General features: G+C 69.0%; 15 protein-coding genes and 1 pseudogene. 9 read left to right on the forward strand and 7 right to left on the reverse strand.

From position 1 onward, the window contains the following. Positions 1 to 84: 84 nt before the first annotated feature. Both OG285_RS12715 and OG285_RS12720 read left to right on the forward strand, forming a co-directional pair. Positions 85 to 759 carry an MOSC domain-containing protein gene (locus OG285_RS12715; RefSeq protein ID WP_371791007.1) on the forward strand — a complete coding sequence of 225 codons (675 nt, stop codon included), beginning with the start codon at positions 85 to 87 and terminating at the stop codon, positions 757 to 759. 195 nt (positions 760 to 954) lie between these two features. Then, a complete protein-coding gene (locus OG285_RS12720) occupies positions 955 to 1,728 on the forward strand; it encodes an SDR family NAD(P)-dependent oxidoreductase (RefSeq protein WP_371791008.1) in 774 nt (257 codons plus the stop codon). 142 nt (positions 1,729 to 1,870) lie between these two features. On the opposite strand, the gene OG285_RS12725 is transcribed toward OG285_RS12720, so the two are convergent. Together OG285_RS12725 and OG285_RS12730 are read right to left on the reverse strand one after the other, a co-directional pair. Next, positions 1,871 to 3,433 carry a right-handed parallel beta-helix repeat-containing protein gene (locus OG285_RS12725; protein ID WP_371791009.1) on the reverse strand — a complete coding sequence of 521 codons (1,563 nt, stop codon included), beginning with the start codon at positions 3,431 to 3,433 and terminating at the stop codon, positions 1,871 to 1,873. 131 nt (positions 3,434 to 3,564) lie between these two features. Further along, positions 3,565 to 5,901, reverse strand: a complete 2,337-nt coding sequence (locus OG285_RS12730; protein ID WP_371791010.1) for a DUF2264 domain-containing protein — start codon at positions 5,899 to 5,901, stop codon at positions 3,565 to 3,567. Positions 5,902 to 6,169: 268 nt separating this feature from the next. On the opposite strand from OG285_RS12730, the gene OG285_RS12735 reads away from it, so the two are divergent. The 5 genes from OG285_RS12735 (at position 6,170) to OG285_RS12755 (ending at position 11,697) form a co-directional block, all read left to right on the forward strand. Further along, positions 6,170 to 7,318 (forward strand): substrate-binding domain-containing protein, encoded by a 1,149-nt coding sequence (locus OG285_RS12735; protein ID WP_371791011.1) that lies wholly within the window; start codon positions 6,170 to 6,172, stop codon positions 7,316 to 7,318. A gap of 236 nt (positions 7,319 to 7,554) precedes the next feature. Further along, on the forward strand, positions 7,555 to 8,874 hold the full coding sequence (locus tag OG285_RS12740) for a sugar ABC transporter substrate-binding protein (RefSeq protein WP_356828765.1): 1,320 nt from the start codon (positions 7,555 to 7,557) through the stop codon (positions 8,872 to 8,874). Between the two features lie 5 nt (positions 8,875 to 8,879). Next, positions 8,880 to 9,767 (forward strand): sugar ABC transporter permease, encoded by an 888-nt coding sequence (locus OG285_RS12745; protein WP_356828767.1) that lies wholly within the window; start codon positions 8,880 to 8,882, stop codon positions 9,765 to 9,767. Further along, positions 9,764 to 10,621 (forward strand): carbohydrate ABC transporter permease, encoded by an 858-nt coding sequence (locus OG285_RS12750; protein WP_371791012.1) that lies wholly within the window; start codon positions 9,764 to 9,766, stop codon positions 10,619 to 10,621. Before OG285_RS12745 ends, OG285_RS12750 begins: the two co-directional genes overlap by 4 nt. A 47-nt stretch (positions 10,622 to 10,668) precedes the next feature. Then, complete coding sequence (locus OG285_RS12755) at positions 10,669 to 11,697, forward strand: hydroxyacid dehydrogenase (protein ID WP_371791013.1); 1,029 nt, start codon at positions 10,669 to 10,671, stop codon at positions 11,695 to 11,697. 173 nt (positions 11,698 to 11,870) lie between these two features. Here the strand turns inward: OG285_RS12755 and groL are convergent, their stop codons facing one another. Then, on the reverse strand, positions 11,871 to 13,493 hold the full coding sequence (gene groL, locus OG285_RS12760; RefSeq protein WP_356828773.1) for a chaperonin GroEL: 1,623 nt from the start codon (positions 13,491 to 13,493) through the stop codon (positions 11,871 to 11,873). A gap of 112 nt (positions 13,494 to 13,605) precedes the next feature. Beyond that, positions 13,606 to 13,914, reverse strand: a complete 309-nt coding sequence (gene groES / locus OG285_RS12765; RefSeq protein ID WP_356828775.1) for a co-chaperone GroES — start codon at positions 13,912 to 13,914, stop codon at positions 13,606 to 13,608. Between the two features lie 469 nt (positions 13,915 to 14,383). Here groES and OG285_RS12770 point away from each other — a divergent pair, with 469 nt between their 5' ends. After that, positions 14,384 to 15,595 carry a methyltransferase domain-containing protein gene (locus OG285_RS12770; RefSeq protein ID WP_371791014.1) on the forward strand — a complete coding sequence of 404 codons (1,212 nt, stop codon included), beginning with the start codon at positions 14,384 to 14,386 and terminating at the stop codon, positions 15,593 to 15,595. 247 nt (positions 15,596 to 15,842) lie between these two features. Here OG285_RS12770 and OG285_RS12775 read toward each other — a convergent pair whose 3' ends face one another. Next, complete coding sequence (locus OG285_RS12775) at positions 15,843 to 16,208, reverse strand: hypothetical protein (RefSeq protein ID WP_356828777.1); 366 nt, start codon at positions 16,206 to 16,208, stop codon at positions 15,843 to 15,845. A 278-nt stretch (positions 16,209 to 16,486) separates the two neighbouring features. Here OG285_RS12775 and OG285_RS12780 point away from each other — a divergent pair, with 278 nt between their 5' ends. Next, positions 16,487 to 18,238, forward strand: a complete 1,752-nt coding sequence (locus tag OG285_RS12780) for an alpha/beta hydrolase (protein ID WP_371791015.1) — start codon at positions 16,487 to 16,489, stop codon at positions 18,236 to 18,238. Positions 18,239 to 18,354: 116 nt separating this feature from the next. On the opposite strand, the gene OG285_RS12785 is transcribed toward OG285_RS12780, so the two are convergent. Together OG285_RS12785 and OG285_RS12790 are read right to left on the reverse strand one after the other, a co-directional pair. After that, a complete protein-coding gene (locus OG285_RS12785; protein ID WP_371791016.1) occupies positions 18,355 to 19,050 on the reverse strand; it encodes a hypothetical protein in 696 nt (231 codons plus the stop codon). A gap of 214 nt (positions 19,051 to 19,264) precedes the next feature. Then, positions 19,265 to 20,969, reverse strand: a pseudogene (locus OG285_RS12790) (MFS transporter). Between the last annotated feature and the right edge of the window lie 59 nt (positions 20,970 to 21,028).

The following is a 21,028-nucleotide window of genomic DNA, read 5'->3' on the forward strand; positions in this document are numbered from 1 at the left end:
AGAGACACCGGAACTGGGCGCCGGACGGTGTCCCGCGGTGTCCCGGACGGAGTCACGGTGTCAACAAGCCTCTAGCCTCTCTCCATGAGACTTCTGTCAGTGAATGTGGGGCGCGCCAGGACCGCCGCGTACACGGACGCCGAGGGCGGACGGACCGGCGTCGACAAGCGGCCGGTCGACGGCCCCGTACGGGTTTTCCAGCCGGGCCCCAAGGGTGTGGGTGCCAGTGGGGTCGAGGGTGACTCGGTCTGCGACCTGCGTTTCCACGGCGGCGACGACCGCGCGGTGTACGCCTTCGCCCGCGAGGACCTGGACACCTGGGAGCAGGAACTGGGTCGCCCGCTGGCCGACGGCTCGTTCGCCGAGAACCTCACCACCAGCGGTGTGGATGTGAGCGGCGCGCTGATCGGTGAACAGTGGCGCGTAGGCCCCGATGTCGTGCTGGAGGTCACCGGCGGACGCATTCCCTGCCGTACGTTCCAGGGGCACGTGGGCGAGCCGGGGTGGGTCAGGCGCTTCACTCTGGCCGGGGCGCCCGGAGCGCTGCTGCGGGTGATCCGGGCGGGCGCTTTCCGCGCCGGCGACCCCGTCGAGGTCGTACGCCGCCCGGAGCACGACATCACGGTGGCACTGCTCTTCCGCGCGGCGACGATCGAGCGCGAACTGCTGCCGCGGACGCTGGTGGCGGCGGAGTGGATGGAGTCGGGGCTGCTGGGCGTGGCGCGGGACTACACGGACAAGCACGCGAGTTCGGACTGATGGGCGAGGTGGCTCGTGATTGCGTGCTGGTGTTGGTCGGGGCTGATGTTGGTCGCGGTTGATGTTGATCGGGGTTCGTGTGCATGACGGACGCGTGCACGTGTGAATGGGCTGTGAACAGCCCTGGATGCCGACGTGCGGACGGCCGGATACGGGGTCGCCGCAGGGGTCGGGCGGGGCACTAACGTTCCGCTCATGACGACAGCACTGATCACGGGCGCGACAGCGGGAATCGGAGCCGCCTTCGCGCGGCGACTGGCCACGGACGGGCACAATCTCGTTCTGGTGGCGCGCAATACCGAACGGTTGCAGGAGCAGGCGACCGAGCTGCACGACCGGCACGGCATCGAAGCCGAGGTGCTGACCGCGGATCTCGGCACCGACGACGGCATCGCGCTCGTCGAGAAGCGCCTCGCGGACTCCCGGAACGCGATCGACCTGCTGGTCAACAATGCCGGGTTCGGAAACAAGGGCCAGTTCCTCGACGTTCCGATGGCCGACGAACTGACCATGCTCAAGGTGCACTGCGAGGCAGTCCTGCGGCTGACCTCCGCCGCGGTGCCGGGGATGCGGGAGCGGGGCCGTGGTGGCGTCGTCAACGTGGCGTCGGTGGCAGCGTTCCTGCCGCGCGGGACGTACGGAGCTTCGAAGGCCTGGGTCATGCAGTTCACCCAGGGCGCTGCCAGGGACCTGACCGGCTCGGGGGTACGGCTGATGGCGCTGTGCCCCGGCTTCGTCCGTACGGAGTTCCATGAACGCGCGGGCATGGGGACGGACAACATTCCCGGATGGATGTGGCTGGACGCCGACAAACTGGTGACGGCGGCGCTCGCGGATCTCTCGCGCGGGAAGACGCTGTCGATTCCCGACCCCCGGTACAAGGCACTGATGGGCGCGGCGAAACTGGCACCGCGCGGCCTGCTCGGGGGAATCACCTCCAAGACAGGCCGCAAGTACGGTCCTCAGTAACGGCCTTCCGGGCCGGCCTTCCGGGCCGGCCTTCCGGGCCGGCCTTCCGGGCCGGCCTTCCGGGCCGGTCTTCCGGGCCGGTCGTCCGTGCCGGTCCTCCGCGCCGGTCGTCCGTGCCGGTCGTCCGTGCCGGCCTTCGGGATCAGCCGGTGATGCCCGGCCCCGCGTAGGCGCCGATGCTGGGTGTGCCCGGCTTCAGCTTGTTACCGAAGTAGTCCTCGCCGCCGTTGTCCGGGATGGCCGTTCCCGCGCCGATGGCGGGTGAGCCCTTCGACAGGCGGAAGTCGCCGCGCAGCAGCGGGTCGGAGGTGATGCCTCCCGGGTTGGGGCGGTTCATGTCGATCCCGTAGAAGGCGTTGTGGTCGAGCGCCAGGCCGGCCGTCGGGTTGGAGAAGCCGTAACCGCCGGTGCCGCCGCTCACGAAGATGTTGTTGCGGATGTGCTGCTCGTGCTGGGTGGTGGCAGGGCTGCTGTTGTCGTCCTGGACCAGATATCCGGGGATCGTCTCCTTGTTGGAGAAGGAGTTGTTGTAGATCTGGGTGTTGAGGATGGGACCCGCGCAGTTCTGGAGCAGCCGGGTGCCGTCGTTGTGGCTGACGTTGTACCGGGCGACCGTGTCGATGGTCTTCGCCCCGCTGTACGGGCAGACCAGCAGGAAGCCGCCCTTGTTGTCGTGGCTGTAGTTGTACTGGAAGACCGTGTGACGGGAGGCGCCGTCCGCGTCGAAGGACATGCCGTCGTGGCTGTTCCCGCCGCCCGAGACCTCGTTGTGCTGGATCAGGGTGTCATCGGTGTTGAACGTCCAGATGCCGGCGTTGGCGGAGGGCGAACGCAACTGGAATCCGTCGACCCGGTTGCGCTCCACGACCGCGCCGCTGGTGGTGTCCAGCTTCATCCCGTCGCCGCCGATGGACTTCAGGGTGTTGTCGTGGACACGGACGTCGGTGGACGGGGTCCAGGCGCCCGGGTAGACGTTCGGGTCCTGCTGCTGGCCGACCAGATCGCGCTTGGAGAACGTCGACTTGAAGTAGATCCCTTCGCGGTCGACGTTCTCGATGCGGTTGTGGTGGATGTCCAGGCCGTCGTAGCTGCTCGCCTTCGCCGTGCCCTCGACATCGATGTGGATGGCGCTGGAACCCGTGAGGGTCTTGGCGTCGCCGCCGCGCACGTCGTGGATATAGAGGTGGTCGATCTCGAAACCGTGGGCGGTGCCGTAGTCGGTGAGGCGGAGCCGGACGGCGTTGCGCTCACTGCCGGGGTCGGCGGCGTTGGTGATCTCCAGTCCGGTCAGGTGGACGTACTGGGTGTTGGAGAGCAGTACGGCGTCGTGTGCGCCCGCACCGTCGATCGCGGCGCGGCCGTTGCCCGGGCCGTAGTCGGCGATGGTGAAGGGGGCGCGGGGAGATCCGGCTCCCTTCGGGGTGAGGGAACCTGCGCACGTCGCGCCTCGTTTGAAGAGGAGGCGGTCGCCGGGGCCGTAGGTGTGGGCGTTGGCCTGATCGAGGGTGGTCCAGGGGCGGCGGGCCGAGCCGTCACCCCTGGCGGCGGCGGGTGAGGGTGCGGCCGCGCAGTCGACGTGGAAGGTGATTCCGGGGGCTCTGGGGGCTCTGGGGGCTCCGGAGTGGGGAGCTGCCTGGGCGGGGGTGGCCAGTCCGGTTGTGGTCAGTCCCGTCACGACCAGCCCGGCCAGGGCAAGCCCGGTCACGGCCAGTCCTCTCATCGCGAGGGCGGTGAGAGGCGCGGAGGTGGGGGAGGACCCGAAGGTGAGGGGCGCTGAGGTAAGGGCTCCCGCGTTGAGGGGCGCGGAGGTCAGAGGGGTGTGCGCAGGGCGAAGTCTCATCGTTCCTCCGGGAGTTCCGGGAGTCGCAGTACGGCGGTGGTGCCGTCCTGCCAGGTCACGTGAATCGTGCGGGGATCGCTGGCGTGGATGGTCGCGAGGGATGCGGCGGGGACCGGGGCCGGCTCCGCCGTGAGCGAAGCGAGGCTGACGAAGAGCGAATCGGGTGCGGTGGTGACCCCGTCGAGGGAGAGAATCCGGGAGCTCGGACCGAACAGGGTTGACCCGGAGTCGAGTTGACGTGTCGCTCCGGTGTAGCCGTGGACCGGGTGGAGCTGGGCAGTCAAGTGGCCAGGAGGACGGGAGGTGACTGGCTCGGCGGGGGTGAGTGCGGCGGGCGCGGTCTGCGGGGCAGGCGCGGTCTGCGTTGTGGACACGTCCGGTGTGGCGGTTGTTGTTTCTGCTCCGGTGGTCTCTGTTCCGGTGGTTTCTGCTCCGGTGGTGGCCGGGGTGGTCGCTGGGGTGATGGCCGTGGTGGGGACAGCGCCGGTTCTGGCCGTCGTGGCGATGGCCCAGCCGGTCTGGCGTACGGGGGTGCCGGGAGCTGCTCCGGAGACCAGATGCGCGCGGAGCTCAGCACGGCCGTGGGCCACCGTCGCGGAGACGATCCGTACCCCGGGAAGCGGTGTGGTCACGGACGCCACCCAACCGGGTCCGGAGGCGAGCGGCGTAGCGGGGCCACGGGGGGTGGACTCGCCGTCGATGACCAGTGCGAAGTGGTTGTCGCGCGAAGAAGCCTGGGCGGTGACGGGGATGCCGGAGCTTGTGGAGCCCGCGCGACTGCTCGTCGTGATCCCGGTACTGACGGCGCTCGTGAATCCGGCGCTCGTGAATCCTGTGCTCGTGAATCCTGTGCGAGTGGAGTACGCGTAGCGGGAATATCCCGGATCGTCGTCCTCACCGACATGGTTACTGCCGTGATTGTGCAGACGTACGAGCCCGTCCGCCGTGGTGGACTGGATCAGCATGGCAGGCGGGCCCAGTACGGTCACCGCGTCCGCCGTCTCGGCGGGCAGCGGTTCCTCCTCCGCCGTCCAGACCGGATGGTCGGCGGGCATCAGCAGCCCGAGGAACCCCTTGGACGCCCAGTAGGGCGACGCGGGGCCCGAGTACCGCTGGATGATCGGTTCGTACGGGCCATGCCAGCCCAGGGCGAGCAGTCCACGTTCGTCGGTCGCGCGACGGTGTGCAGGACGGTTGGGTACGGCCGGGTTCACCTGGGCCGACGGGGCTGTCGGCGTCGAGTTCAGTTGCGGGGCCCCGCCGTCCCGGCCCCCGTCCCCGCCCCTGTGCTCGTCCGTGCCCCTGTGCTCGTCCGTGTCCCCGTCCAGGAAGTACCGCAGGGTTCCGGAGGCCAGGCGGCGAGTGGCGCCGGGCGTCAGTGGGGTGTGCCCGGTCATGGCGCCGAGCCAGGGGGCAGCCGCAGCGGCGAAACGGTAACTGAGCGAGCGGCCGTACGGCATCGGTGCGCCGTCCGCACCGAACATCCGCGTGTACGCGTCGAGGTGGGCGTGCAGCCGGGGCCCGTACCGGGCGAGCAGTTCCGCTTCCCCGCCGAGATGGGCGTGCAGGACCGGGTAGAAGTGCATCGCCCAGGCGTTGTAGTGGTCGAAGGAACGGTTGGGGCCGTCGCTGTACCAGCCCTCGCCGAGCCACCACTCCTCGATACGTTCCAGCGCACGGTCGATCGTCTGCCGCGACCGGTCGGTCTCGATTCCGGCGTCCTGCAGGAAACCGGCAACCGTGAGGCCGAAGAGCCACCAGTTGTTGTTCACGGGTGACGGGCCGAGCGCGGGCAGCAGCCAGTCGACGGCCTGCTGCTGCGTGCGGTCGTCGAGGGTGTCCCAGAGCCAGGGCCGCGTGAGGCGCAGCCCGAGCGCGACGGACGCGGATTCCACGACGGCCTGCGAGGTGTCTGCCATCCGGGGCCAGCTGTCCGCATCGCCGGGGCCCGCCCCTCCCGGTACCGGCGCCGTGCCTGCAGCGAGACCCTCGGCGTATCGCGGGAGGAAGCCGTGCGGATCGTGGCCCTCTGCACCCGCGACCCGGAAGGAGGCAAGGAGCCAGGTGCGGGCGTACCCTTCGAGGCCGTCGGAGCGCCGGCCCGACCAACTGGGCCGGTTTCCAGGGAGATTGATCAAACCATGACGGGGCGAGGCGTAGGGGCGCACGGCCAGCAGCAGTTCATCAGCCGCCTCCTCCCAGTCGGCACGGGTCCAGCCGGTGTACGGGCTGAGCCGGCCGGGCGGACCCTGCGGGCCGGCGGGACCCTGCGGACCAAGCGGATGGGGCTGAGCGTGCGGACCGGGCTGGCTCGACAGGTTCGGGCTCAGCATGATGCTCCCTGGAGGCGGACTTCGTCGTCGCCCGGCATCTTGAACCCGCGAATGATCGAACGTCAATGCAAGAGTGACGAATGATCGAAACTGCCATCGTTCGATCAGATTGCATTAAGGTCTGGCCGTGGCATCCGACCTGCCCAGCCGACCACCAAGAACCCGTCACCACAAAACCCTTCGCCACACAGCCCGTCGTCACACAACCAGCCATCACACAGCACGCCATCACACAGCCAGCCACCAGACCGCGAGGGGGACCGCCGCCGTGCGCGAGAGTGCCGACGAACGCCATGACCGACTGCTTGAGTTCGTACGGGAGCAGGGATCGGCCCGCGTATCCGATCTCGCGGCGCAGCTCGGCGTCTCTCCCGTCACGGTCCGGCGGGACGTCGAGGCACTGGCGGAACGCGGACTGCTCGACCGGGTGCACGGCTCGGTCTCCTGGCCCCGGTCCGCGGCAGCCGCAGCCGCAGCCGCAGCCGCAGCCGCAGGCGGAACTGCGGCATCACCCGGGGGCGGCGGACTGGTGCTCGGGCTGCTGGCCCCCTCAGCGACGTACTACTTCGCCGAAGTGATCAGAGGTGCGCACGACGCGGCCGCACAGGCCGGCGCGCGGCTGATCCTGCGGATCTCCGACTACCGCCCGAAGGAGGACAAGGCCCGCGCCGAGGGGCTGCTGGCGGCGGGCGCCGAGGGGCTGCTGATCGCGCCGGGCTGGCAGGCCGCTGGCGACCAGGCGGCTTACGGGGACTGGATGTCGGAGCTGCCGGTACCTGCCGTGCTCCTGGAGCGGCAGCCCGCACTGGGCAGCCCTCTCGACGACATGGACCGGGTGTGTTCAGACCACCGGCACGGGGTGCTGCTGGCCGTGCGCCATCTGATCCGGCTCGGCCACGGCGCACCGTTGCTGGTCGCGCGCGCGGACAGCCCGACCGCGCTCGCGGTACGGGCCGGCTACGCCGAGGCACTGGGCGCGCTGGGCCTGGAGCAGCCGCGCCCGGTGATCGATTCGGTGCCGGCCGAACTCGACCGGGGCCGCTTCGAGGAGGCCGTACGAACCGTGCAGGCCGCGGTGGCCACCGGGGGCGTGACGGCGGCCCTGGTCCACAACGATGTGGACGCCATCCATCTGGTGCAGCGCCTGGCCGAGTTGGGCGTACGCGTGCCGGAGGACCTGGCACTGGTCGCCTACGACGACGAGGTGGCCGCCCTCGCGGACACTCCGCTCACCGCGGTGGCTCCGCCGAAACGCCAGGTCGGGCTGCACGGGACCCGGATGCTGGTCGAGCGGCTGAGCGCGGGACCGCACGGCCGGGCACCGGAGCACCAGGAGCAGGAGGAGCCGGGCCGGCATCTGGCCCTGCTGCCCCGGCTGCACGTCCGGGCCTCCTGCGGGGCGGGGGCGCCCCGGTAGACGCACCGGCCCCGGCAGGTCACACAGACCAGACCGCGGCAGGCCACAGAGGCCCAGGCCCTGGTAGGTCGCACAGGACGCCGCCCCCGAGATTGCGCACGGCGTCGGCTCCGCCCGGATTTCGATAACACTCTGATCTTTTTTCGATCATTCAATCTTTCGCTCTTGACTTCGGTCATTGCGGGGCCAAGGATCACGGCCAACGTCAATGTCGCCGCTAGCTCAGGAGTCTCGCTGTGAGCCGCAGTTGGAGCAGAACGACCCTTTCCATAGCCGGCGCCGCCACTGCCCTGGCCGTCCTCACGGCCTGTGGCAGCAGCGGCGACGACTCCGCGAAGGGCACGGACGGCAAGCCCGTGACCATCACGTTCTGGGGCTGGGCCAAGGGGTCCAAGGAGACCGTGGACGCGTTCAACGCCTCGCACAAGAACATCCACGTGAAGTACGAGGAGATCCCGTCCGGCAACGCCGGCGGCTACGCCAAGATCTCCAACGCGGTCAAGGCGGGCAACGCCCCCGACCTGGTCTCCATCGAGTACCCCCAGCTGCCGGAGTACGTCAGCCAGGGCGCGCTCCAGGACATCAGCAAGTACATGACCGACGACGTCAAGAAGCAGTTCCTGCCGCAGGCCGTCGAGCAGACGACGCTGGGCGGCAAGAACTGGGCCGTCCCGTTCGACGCGTCGCCGCAGGCCTTCTACTACCGCAAGGATCTGTTCAGCAAGTACGGCGTCGCGGTGCCCAAGACCTGGGACGACTTCCGCAAGGCCGCCGAGAAGATCAAGAAGGCCGACAAGAAGGCCCGGATCGGCACGTTCTTCCCTGATGACCCGACCACCTTCGAGGCGATGGCCTGGCAGGCCGGCGCCCAGTGGTTCAAGGCGGACGGGGACACCTGGAAGATCAACACGACGGACTCCGCCACCAACAAGGTCGCCGGCTACTGGCAGGGGCTGATCAAGGATGATCTGATCCGGTCTCAGGCCTCCTTCAGCCCGGAGTGGACCAACTCCCTGAAGAACAGCGGCACCATCGGCTACCTCGGGGCCGCCTGGGGCGCCGGGGTCCTGAAGTCCACACTGCCCGAGCAGAAGGGCAAGTGGGCCATAGCCCCGATGCCGACCTGGGACGGGCAGGCCGCCAGTGGCATGCTCGGTGGCTCCACCTGGGCCGTGACCAAGGACAGCAAGCACGCCGACGCGGCAGTCGAGTTCGCCAAGTGGATGTCGACCACGCAGGACGGCATCAAGGCCCGTATCGCATCGGGCACGTCGAGCGCCTACCCGGCCGCCACCGAGCTGCTGCCCGCCGCCAAGAAGGCCTTCGACGCGTCGTACTACGGCGGCCAGGACATCTACCAGCTGTTCGGCACCGCAGCCGCCTCGATCAAGCAGGGCTGGACCTGGGGTCCGGCGACGGGCACCACGAACACCGCGATCAAGGACCAGTTCGGCAAGGTCGCCAGCGGTGGCTCCACGATCACCGGGTCGGTCAAGGCCGGCCATGACGCGACCGTCCAGGAACTGAAGAAGCGCGGACTGAAGGTCGAGGGCTGACCGGTATGAAGGCCCGCACCCGCGCCGCCGCGATCCTGCTGACCCCGTTCTACGTCCTGTTCACCGCTGTGATGCTGGTGCCGATCGGATACGCGGTCTGGCTCAGCCTCTTCACCGAGAAGCAGTCGGGACTGGGGTTCGGCGGCTCCGAGTCCGTGTTCTCGGGTCTCGACAACTACGCGGCGGCGCTGGGTGACCGGGCCTTCCGCGAGGGCTTCGGCGTACTGCTCGGATACTGCGTCGTCTACATCCCCCTGATGGTCTGCGGCGCCCTCGCACTCGCACTGCTGCTGGACTCCGCGCTGGCCCGTGCCAAGCGCTTCTTCCAGCTCGCACTCTTCCTGCCGCACGCCGTTCCCGGCATCATCGCGGCGCTGATCTGGGTCTACCTCTACACACCCGGTCTGAGCCCGGTGGTCTCCGCGATGCACTCGGGCGGCATCGGCTTCGACTTCTTCTCCTCGTCGGGCGCTCTCCCCTCCATCGTGAACATCGCGCTGTGGGAGTGGCTCGGCTACAACATGGTGATCTTCTACGCCGCCCTGCAGGCCATCGACCGCTCGGTTCTCGAAGCGGCCACGGTGGACGGCGCAGGCGGCTGGCGCACCGCCATCAGCATCAAACTCCCGTTGATCCGCGCCTCCGTCGTGATGGTCGCGCTGTTCACCGTCATCGGCTCGCTCCAGCTGTTCACCGAGCCGCTGATCCTCAACAGCGGCGCCGGGTCGGCCGTCTCCTCCACCTGGACACCGAACATGTACGCGTACACCGCCGCCTTCTCGCGCAACGACTACGGGCTCGCGGCGTCCGCCTCCGTGCTCCTGGCTCTCACCGCCGCACTGCTGTCGTTCCTCGTCACCCGCTTCACCGGCCGCAAGGGGAAGAACGCATGAGCCCCCGCCCGGCGCCGAAGAACCGCTGGCTCTCGAAGACCGCGGTCAACGGCGCACTGGTCCTCGTCGTCGTCTACATGCTCTTCCCGCTCATCTGGCTGGTCACCGCCTCCACCAAGGACACCGGCGGGCTGCTCTCCGGCAACGCCTTCTCCTTCAAGGGCTTCGACCTCGGCCAGAACCTCTCCGACCTGGCCTCCTACGGTGGCGGCGTCTACTTCCGGTGGTACGGGAACAGCCTGCTGTACGCAGGTGTGGGCGCCGTGCTCTGCTCGCTGATCTGCGTCGCCGCCGGATACGCCTTCGACAAGTACGAGTTCCGGGGCAAGGAGAAGCTCTTCGGGCTCGTCCTGCTCGGCGTGCTCGTACCCACCACCGCACTCGCCCTGCCGATGTATCTGCTGGCCAGCAAGATCGGCATCGTCAACACCTACTGGTCGGTGCTGATCCCGGTCCTCGTCAACCCCTTCGGCGTCTACCTCGCCCGGGTCTTCAGCGCCGGCTACATCCCGAACGAGGCCCTGGAGGCAGCCCGTATCGACGGGGCCGGTGAACTGCGGACCTTCTGGTCCATCGGTATGCCCATGATGATGCCGGGGTTCGTGACGATTTTCCTCTTCCAGTTCACCGCGATCTGGAACAATTTCTTCCTCCCCCTGGTCATGCTCTCCGACCGCGATCTCTTCCCCTTGAGCCTCGGCCTGTACTCGTGGAACACCAACACCCATGGTGAGCCGAGCTTCTATCCGCTCGTGGTCACCGGGTCCCTCCTCGCTGTCATCCCCCTGATCGTCGCCTTCGTCTCCCTCCAGCGGCACTGGAAGGCCGGCCTGACCGCCGGAAGCGTCAAATGACGACCGCGCTTCGCCCCGAGCAACCGAGAAGGAGCACTGGGACCACCATGCACCACGTCACTGACAATCGGCCGGGCGTCCTGCTTGCGATGGCTCCGGGCATCATGGAGCGCCTGTTCGCCGAGCGCCATCACGTCCGGCTCACCGCTCTGGCCCGTACGGACAGCCGACTCGTCGCTCACGACCTGGCGAGACCCACGGCCGAGGTGGCCGCCGCTCTCGCCGAGGCCGAAGTCCTCTTCACCTGCTGGGGCGCGACCCCGCTCACCACCCCGGTCCTGGACTCCGCCCCCCGGCTCCGCGCCGTCGTCCACGCGGCCGGCTCGGTCAAGCACCACATCACCGAGGCATGCTGGGAGCGCGGCATCACCGTCGCTTCGGCCGCCGCGGCCAATGCGCTGCCCGTCGCCGAGTACACCCTCGCCACGATCCTGCTCGCCAACAAGCGTGTCCTGCAGTCCGCGTACCGGTACCGCGCGATGCGGGGCGACCACGACTGGCGGGACGAGTTGGACGGCGCGGGCAACTACCGCCGTACCGTCGGGATCATCGGTGCCTCCCGGATCGGCCGACGGGTGATCGAACTGCTGCGCCCCTTCGATCTGCGGGTCCTCCTGTACGACCCGTACGTCGACACGGCCGAAGCCGCCGCGCTCGGCGTGGAGCCGGTAGGACTGGACGACCTGTGCGCCCACAGTGACATCGTCAGCGTGCATGCCCCGCAGCTTCCTGCCACCCGGCACATGATCGGAGCCCGCCAGCTGACCGCGATGCGGGACGGGGCGACGCTGATCAACACGGCCCGCGGCTCGCTGATCGACGAGGACGCACTGATTCCGGAACTGGCGGGTGGACGGCTGCACGCGGTGCTCGATGTGACGGATCCTGAGACCCCGTATGCGGATTCACCGCTCTACGACCTGCCGAACGTCCTGCTCACGCCGCATGTCGCGGGGTCGCTCGGCGGCGAGCTGCACCGGATGGCTGACCAGGCTCTGGATGAGCTCGAACGGTATGCGTCGGGCCAGGAGTTCGCGGACCCGGTGCTGCCGTCGGACCTGACGCACTCCGCCTAGCCGAAGGCACCGGTTGCCATCGGGCGGCACAGTCCCGAGTGCGCCCGGGGGCGCCGGGGCCGCCGCGCCCCGCCTCGGCCAGTAACCACTGAAGAACCGCTGAGGAACCACCGAGGCCCGGTACCCCTTCGCTTCGAAGGGGTACCGGGCCTCAGGCGTGCGGCGTGTCAGCCTCAGTGCGAGTGGCCGTGGCCGTGGCCCGCCTCGGGCTCCTCCTCCGCCGGCTTCTCGACGACCAGGGTCTCGGTCGTGAGCAGCAGCGAAGCGATGGAAGCGGCGTTCTCCAGCGCGGAGCGGGTGACCTTGACCGGGTCGATGACGCCGGCCTTCACCAGGTCGCCGTACTCACCGGTCGCGGCGTTGAAGCCGTTGCCCTTGTCGAGCTCGGCGACCTTCGAGGTGATGACGTAGCCCTCAAGGCCGGCGTTCTCGGCGATCCAGCGCAGCGGCTCGACGGCGGCGCGGCGGACGACCGCGACACCGGTGGCCTCGTCGCCGGTCTTGCCCAGGTTGCCGTCGAGCACCTTGACGGCGTGCACCAGAGCGGAGCCACCACCGGAGACGATGCCCTCCTCGACCGCGGCGCGGGTCGCGGAGATGGCGTCCTCCAGACGGTGCTTCTTCTCCTTGAGCTCCACCTCGGTGGCGGCACCGACGCGGATCACGCACACGCCGCCGGCCAGCTTCGCGAGGCGCTCCTGGAGCTTCTCACGGTCCCAGTCGGAGTCCGTGGACTCGATCTCGGCCTTGATCTGGTTGACGCGGCCCTGGACCTCGTCGGACTTGCCACCGCCGTCGACGATGACGGTGTCGTCCTTGCTGATGGTCACGCGGCGGGCGGTGCCCAGCACGTCGAGACCGGCCTGGTCGAGCTTGAGGCCGACCTCTTCGGCGATGACCGTGGCGCCGGTGAGGGTGGCCATGTCGCCGAGCATCGCCTTGCGGCGGTCGCCGAAGCCGGGGGCCTTGACCGCGACCGCGTTGAAGGTGCCGCGGATCTTGTTCACGACCAGGGTCGACAGGGCCTCGCCCTCGACGTCCTCGGCAATGATCAGCAGCGGCTTGGAGCCACCCGCCTGGATGACCTTCTCAAGGAGCGGCAGCAGGTCCTGGATCGAACCGATCTTGCCCTGGTGGATCAGGATGTACGGGTCGTCGAGGACGGCCTCCATACGCTCCTGGTCGGTCACCATGTACGGCGACAGGTACCCCTTGTCGAAGGCCATGCCCTCGGTGAAGTCCAGGTCCAGGCCGAAGGTGTTGGACTCCTCGACGGTGATGACACCGTCCTTGCCGACCTTGTCCATCGCCTCGGCGATGAGCTCACCGACCTGCTTGTCCTGCGCGGAGAGACCGGCGACAGCGGCGATGTCGGACTTGTCATCGATCGGGCGGGCGGTCGCGAGGAGCTCCTCGGACACAGCCTTGACCGCGGCGTCGATGCCCTTCTTCAGGGAGGCGGGGGAAGCACCGGCGGCGACGTTGCGCAGACCCTCGCGGACCAGCGCCTGGGCCAGCACGGTGGCGGTGGTGGTGCCGTCACCCGCGATGTCGTTGGTCTTGGTCGCCACCTCCTTCACCAGCTGCGCGCCGAGGTTCTCGTACGGGTCGTCGAGCTCGACCTCACGGGCGATCGTGACACCGTCGTTGGTGATGGTGGGAGCGCCGAACTTCTTGTCGATGACGACGTTGCGGCCCTTGGGGCCGATCGTCACCTTGACCGTGTCGGCAAGCTTGTTGACGCCGCGCTCAAGGGCGCGACGGGCGTCCTCGTCGAACTTCAGGATCTTCGCCATGGAGCTGATTCAGTCCTCTCAAAAACGAACTGCGCCCCCAGTGCCCGTCACTCGGTGTGCGAACACAGCAGATGCGGGGCCAGGGGCGCAGATCAAGAAATACGTCGGTGAATTACTTCTCGACGATCGCGAGAACGTCGCGAGCCGAAAGGACGAGGTACTCCTCGCCGTTGTACTTCACCTCGGTGCCGCCGTACTTGCTGTACAGCACGACATCGTTGGCCTTGACGTCAAGCGGAAGACGCTCGCCGTTCTCGAAGCGGCCCGGGCCCACGGCCAGGACGACGCCCTCCTGGGGCTTCTCCTTGGCGGTGTCCGGAATGACCAGGCCGGAGGCCGTGGTCTGCTCGGCGTCGAGCGGCTGGACCACAATGCGGTCCTCGAGCGGCTTAATGGCAACCTTGGAGCTGGTTGTCGACACGATCCGGTCTCCCCCTTCGGAGATCTCACGGGGTGAACTGTTTGAGTGGCGACCGGATGGATCCGTCGTCGCGGGTGCCGGACCGGCCCGTCGCCATATTTGGCACTCTCCCGTGGGGAGTGCCAGAACTGAGACTAGGACGGCAGTTAGCACTCGGTCAAGCGGAGTGCCAATGTGCCCCGGCCATGTCGCCTTCCTTCTGCTCCCGGACCGGAGGTGCCGTACTGCTGATTGCTCCCGGCCGGGCACGTACCTCGCCACCCCTTCTGCACCTCGCCCGCCTCCCGCACCTCGCCTCCCCCAGCGCCTCGCCTTTCCCGGCGCTTGGCCTCTTCCGGGGGTTGCCCTCCCCCTGCACTTGGCCTCTTCCGGGCGTTGCCCTCCCCTGCACCCGCCCTCCCGGCGCCTGCCTCCAGGCAATGGGCGGACGGCCGGTCACCCCACCCTGGCGATCGCCCACAATGGTCGGGTGACCGACCTCGACGCCTTCACCGCGCTGTTCACCGATGAGGGCACCGCCCTGCTCGCATCCCTGCGGGAGTACGACCCCGCACAGGAGCTGGCCGTCGCCACCCGGTTGCGCCGCACCTACCCCACCGAGCTGGTCTCCGCTGCCCTCGCCCAGGCGCGGCTGCGACAGCGGGCCGTCCCGAAATTCGGCGCCGACGACGCGTACCGGATGTTCTTCACACCCAATGGCGTGGAGCAGTCCACCCGTAAATCCGTCGCCGAGTACCGCGCCCGCCGCTTCGCTGAACTGGGCGTACGCACCGTCGCGGACCTGTGCTGCGGCATCGGCGGGGACGCCCTGGCGCTCGCCCGCGCCGGGATCTCCGTGCTGGCGGTCGACCGCGATCCGCTGACGGCCGAAGTCGTACGGGCCAATGCCGACGCCCTCGGGCTGGGCAGCCTCATCGAGGTGCGGTGCACCGATGTGGCGGAGGTCGCCACGGACCCGTACGACGCGGTCTTCGTCGACCCGGCACGGCGTGGCGGTCGCGGCCGGATCTTCAACCCAGAGGCGTACTCACCGCCGCTGTCCTGGGCCATCGGCGCGGTGGCCGGCCGCCCGGCCTCCGGTCCGTCCCCCCGGACAGCGGGAGCCATCAAAATCGCTCCCGGTATCCCGCACGAGATGATCCCCGGCGAGGCGGAGGCCGAGTGGATCTCCGACGGCGGTGACGTCAAGGAAGCGGTGCTCTGGTTCGGCACGGCACCGGGGCTGCGCCGCGCCACGCTGCTCCCTTCGGGGGCCACCCTCACGGGCCGCGGACTCCCCGATCCCGCGGTGCGCACGGTCGGCCGGTATCTGTACGAACCGGACGGCGCCGTCATCCGCGCCCATCTCGTCGCCGAGGTCGCTGAGGAGCTCGGCGGCGGGCTGATCGACGAGACCATCGCCTACGTCACAGCGGACGAACTGCGCCGCACCCCGTACGCGACGGCCTACGAGATCACGGACGAACTCCCCTTCGGCCTGAAAAAACTGAAGGCGCTGCTGCGTGAGCGGGGGGTCGGAAACCTCACGGTCAAGAAGCGCGGCTCGGCAGTCGAACCGGAAGAGGTACGCCGCCGAGTCAAGCCGCAGGGGCCGAACGCGGCCACCGTGATCCTCACCCGCGTCGCAGGCGCGCCGACGATGCTGATCGGGCAGCCCGCGAGCCCCCCTTCGAGCCCCTGACGGGCCCGGGCTCCGCTGCTCCGCGCCTTACCTGCTCTCCACCTCGCTTTACTGCCCCGCCCGCCTCGCCTTCCTGCCGCCCTCTTTGCCTGCTGCGCCCCGCCTCGTGCTCGGATACCTCGTCCCACAGGCATCGATGCTTCTCTGAAAGTGCCTCGTCCCCGCAGGCGCCTCGTCCCCGCAGGCGCCACTTCCACAGGTGCCACTTCCACAGGCGGCGCTTCGCCTCAAGCGCTTCTTCCGTAGCTCAGGCCAGGTCCGTCAGCTCGTCCGCGTACACCTGGGACAACGGCTGCGGCCCCACGTACTGCTGGCAGTTGCAGACCCCGGGCTCGAAGCTCAGCGGTTTCTTGTTCTCGTCCCAGGAGGTCGGCACTTCGACGGTCTCGTGGCACTTGCCCTGCCGGTCGTGCTTGGCGAGGTGATGCGTACAGCCGCAGATCGGCTCGGGCGGTCTGTGCGCCGCCTCGATCTCCCTGCGCTCCCGCTCGGCCGTCTCCAGCCGTTCCATCCGGCGCTCATGGCGCGTGCGCAGCGCGGTGCGCCCCGTGTCGGCGATCCAGCCGAAGCCACCGACCATGAAGAAGATGAATACCCACCAGAACCAGCTCACTTGCGGCCCCTTCCCCCTGGCCCATGCGTCCTGTGCCTTCAAGGTTACGCGTACGGGCACCGGGAGCCGTAGGGCCGGACGGTAATCCGGACGAGGATTACCCGGCGGTGCAGGTGGGGTGGATGCCTTGGTCGGCTGGGCCCGACTGGTCGGCTGGCTTGGCTTGACTGGCTGGCTTGACTGGCTGGCTGGCTTGGCCGGATGGCTGGCTGGCTAGCTGTCCCCCGTACGGCCCTTGCGCCGGGCGGGATCCGACGGGTCGTCAGAGGATGATCGACATGACGCCTCGTAAGCCGTCGCGCCCGTCGGCGCGTTTGTCGCTCCACCCGTTCCACCCGCCCCGCTCGTTCCGCTCGTTCCGCTCGTCCCGCTCTTCCCGGTCGTCCGTCCCTGTACCGGTCCGTACGCCGCTCGGTACGCCCCCCAGTGAGCCGTCCCGTACGGCGCACGCCGGCGCGGCCCGTACAGCCGCCGCTCGGGCCGTGGGGTGCGCCGCTGCCGCTTCGCTGCTGCTCGGTGGGCCCGCGTTCGCCTCCGCCCCGGCTCCATCCGACGCCCTGCCGTCGACAGCCCCCGGCACCCTCACAGCACCCCGGGCTCAGGACCGGCCGACGTGGACCACGTGTCCCGCACCGGCCCAGGCAGAGGGCGGAGGCAAGGCCCCCGGCACCGGCTGGACCTGCGCCACGCTGAACGTCCCCCTCGACTACACCAAGCCCGGAGGGAAGACGATCCCGCTGGCGCTGATCCGGCACCGGGCGACAGGTCCGGGCAGGCGGATCGGCTCACTGATCTACAACTTCGGCGGCCCCGGCGGCTCGGGCGTCGACACACTGCCCGCTTTCACACCCACGTTCGCGAAGCTCAACACCCGTTACGACCTGGTGAGTTTCGATCCGCGCGGGGTAGGCAACAGCGCACCCGTCAACTGTCTCACCGGCCCGGAGACCGATGCGCTCAACGCCGTCGACTCCACCCCGGACACCCCCACCGAGGTCCGGCGGTGGATGGACGCGACCCGGAACTTCGCCACGCAGTGTGCGAAGAAGTCCGGCCCTCTCCTGCCGTATCTGACGACCACCAACGTGGCCAGGGACCTGGACCGGATCCGTGCGGCGGTGGGCGACAAGAAGCTGAACTATTACGGCTTCTCGTACGGTACGGAGCTGGGCGCGACCTACGCCCACCTCTTCCCGGAGAAGGTCGGCCGTGCCGTGTTCGACGGTGTCATGCACCCCGACAAGGACTTCACCCAAGGCGCCCTCTACCAGCTGAAGGGGTTTCAGCTGGCTCTGGACCACTTCGCACGCTCCTGTGTCGCGGCCACGTACCTCTGTCCGCTGCACCACTCCACTCCCGAAGGGGTCGAGAAGGTACTGACCGGTCTCGTGGCCGGTCTGGAGAAGCATCCCGCGCCCGCAGCAGGGGGCCGCACGCTCAACGACTCGCTCGCGCTGACGGCGATCGAGGGTGCGCTGTACTCACCGAGCTCCGGCTGGTCGCGAATGGCGAGCGCGGTCGCCGGATACCTCCGTACGCACAACCCCGCGGCGCTGCTCGCGATGTCCGACAGCATGACGGGCCGCGATGCCAGGGGGCACTACTCGAACAGCAGCAATGTGTTCTCGGCGACCAGTTGTGCCGACACCGGCGTACCGGTGGGGAGGGCCGAGATCGAGCGCCGGCTGCCCGCCTACCGCAAGGCGTCGCCGCTGTTCGGCGCACAGTTCGCGTGGGCGCTGAACCAGTGCACGTACTGGCCCGTCAAGGGGGCCATGAAACACATGGAGGTCAGCGCAAAGGGGGCCCCGCCCATTCTGGTCATCGGCAATACGGGCGACCCCGCCACCCCGTACGGCGGAGCGAAGGCGATGGCGCGGCGGCTCGGAAAGGGAGTCGGAGTGCTGGTCACCTGGAAGGGCGGCGAGGGGCACTGCTCGTACGGGGACGGCAGCGCGTGCATCGATGGCACGGCGAACGCGTATCTGCTGGACGGGAAGGTGCCGGCGTACGGGACCAGCTGCTCTTGACCTGACCGGTGGCCGGGGGAGGAGCGGGGAGGCCGAGGGGGCTGGCTTCTTTGGAGGGGCGGGGACCCCGGGGGGGGCGGGGACCCCGGGGGGGGGCGGAAGGCCCGGCCGAGCGTTCATCCCTCCAGCAGTTCCGCCGCGAGACGTCTGACCTGATCGGCGAGGGGACGCTGAGCGGGTTCGTGCCGGGCGGCCGCGTCCGCGAGCCGTGCAACGTCCGCCCGCCACCGGCCGCTCGCCGACCCGCTGGCACCGACCCTCCGCAGACCACGCTCCAGCAGCCCCGCGGCCACCTCCTGCTGCCCGCGCAACACCGCCTTGACGACAGCCACGCCATTGGCGAGTGCACTGGCCGCGAGAGACCACTCGGGATCCCTCACCACTGCTGGGCTGCCGCCGTCCGGCGGGTGCGGGGCCCCACCCGGGCCGGCACCCGTCGGACCGGCCTGCTCGTCGGACACTGCCGCGACCTCCAGGTCCAGCCGCCAGAACAGCGGCATATCCCGGAAGGCAAGGAACAACAGCCGCCGACTGCACGACCGTTGAAAATCCGGGTCACTGCGCAGCGAGACGACCGGCCTCACCGCGCCCAGACAGGCTTCGACAGCAGCCACACAGGCCTCGAACTGCGCGTCGGGGACAGTCCAGGCCAGGTCGATGTCGCTGTACGCATCCGCCGTACCGCGGGCAAGCGAACCACGCAACACCGCCACCGAGCCGGGACACTGCGCCGCGAGCGCGATCCGCAGTTCCTGAGCGAAGACGGTCCGGCGGACGGGGTCGAGGTCCATGGCGGGCGGAGTGGGTGACATGGCGCCACAGCGTAGGGCAGGCCGGAACGGGCCGGAGGACTTCACTGGTCACGCCCGCGACCTCACCGGCCCTGCGCTGCCCTGACCGCATCTGGTCCAGGTCCTGCGACTGGTCCAGGTTCCACGTCTGGTCCGGGCTCCACATCTGGTCCGGGCCCCACTCATCTGGCCCGGTTCCCACGTCATGGTCCGGGTCTCACGTCTAGTCCGGGTCTTATGTCTGATCCAGATCGCGTGCCCGTGCCCGTGCCTGTGCCTGTGCCTGAATCTGCACTGCCGTCGCATCTGCGCCTGCGTCCATCGCCCCCGTGGGCAGGGAAGCCGTTGTGGTCCGTGTGCCGTCCGGTCCGGCCCCTCTGCTACGCATGCCGAGCGCAGCCACAGCCAGGCTCGCCACCACCAGCAGAGCCGAAGCGGCCCAGAAAGCGGCCGACTGCCCATCGACCAGAGCGGTACGGTCAAGGGCGACGCCGGTGCCGCTGTTCCGTGCCTCTCCGGATGTTCCGCCCGACGCGCTGCCCGACGCGTGGGCCGCGATGGTGACGAGTACGGCGAGTCCGAGCGAACCGCCGATCTGGCGCGAGCTGTTCAGCAGACCTGAGGCCATGCCCATCTCCGGTGCGGCCCCCCCCTGCCGTGGCCTGTGTACCCAACGGGACGAAACACATGCCGATACCGACACTCGCCATGAGCGACGGGCCGAGTACCGAGCCGACGAAGCTGGATCCGACAGCAACCGTCCGAGCGAACCAGGCGAAGCCCGCCGCGCCCAGCACGCCCCCGGCCACCAGCGTCGCGCTCGAACCGAACCTGGCCACCGCGCGGGGTGCGGCCAGCGAGCCGGCCACGATGCCCACGCAGAACGGCAGGAAGGCGAGGCCCGTGGCTGTCGGGCCGTAACCCAGCACCTGCTGCAGATAGAGCGAGGTGAAGTAGAAGGTCGCGAACTGCCCGGAGGACATCAGCAACGAGAAGAGGTTCGCGGAGAGAACCGGCCGGTGCGCGAGGAGCCCGAGCCGGAGCAGAGGGCCACGCACCCGCAACTCGACCACGACGAACGTGGCCAGCAGCGCCACGGCAACGGCGAGCGTGAGCAGTGTGGTGGAGGAGGTCCAGCCGTACGACTCTGTCCGTACGAGGGCGAGGACCAGCGCCGCCGTTCCGCCTGTGACGAGGAACGCCCCCGCCGCATCGAGCCGCGGCACCGGGCCTTCGCTACGGCCCTTGGTGCCGGCAGCAGGAGCGGTGACAGCAGTGCGAGGAGTGACGGCAGTAGGAACGGTGACGGCAGTAGGAGCAGTGACGGCAGTACGAGGGGTGACGGCAGTACGAGGGGTGACGGCAGTACGAGCAGCAAAGAGGGCCAGCACCACCACCGGCACATTGATCAGCATCACCGAGCGCCACCCGGTCCAGCTGGTGAGCAGCCCGCCCGCCAGCATTCCGACCGCGCCACCCACCGCTCCCGCCATGCCCCACAGGCCCAGCACACGTGAGCGTGGTTTCCCTGGCCGGTAGTTGACGGTGATCAGGATGAGCGCGACCGGTGCGAGGACCGCTGAGCCCGCCCCCTGAGCGGCCCGTGCCGCTATCAGCGCGCCAGGGCTGCTGACCAGCCCTCCGACCAGGCTTGCGGCGCCGAAGAGCGCGAACCCGCCCAGCAGGGCGCGCCGTCTGCCGACCACATCGGCGAGACGCCCGCCGAGCATCAGCAGGCCGCCGAAGGCGAGCGCGTAGGCATTGATCACCCAGGGCAGCCCTTCGGGCGTGAAGCCGAGATCCCTTCCGATGTCCGGCAGCGCGACGTTCACCACCGACATGTCCAACGACACCATGAACTGCACGGTGAGCAGCACGGGCATCAGCCAACGACCTTGCTGTTCCGGGGAGTTCCTCGTTACAGTCACGCCGAAGGGCATTACTATACGCGTACAGAAAAGGCAGAGGAAGAGAGAGAAGGGCAGCGAGCGGGCGAGTG

The organism is Streptomyces sp. NBC_01471 (genome assembly GCF_041438865.1).
In the GTDB taxonomy this organism is placed as follows: domain Bacteria; phylum Actinomycetota; class Actinomycetes; order Streptomycetales; family Streptomycetaceae; genus Streptomyces.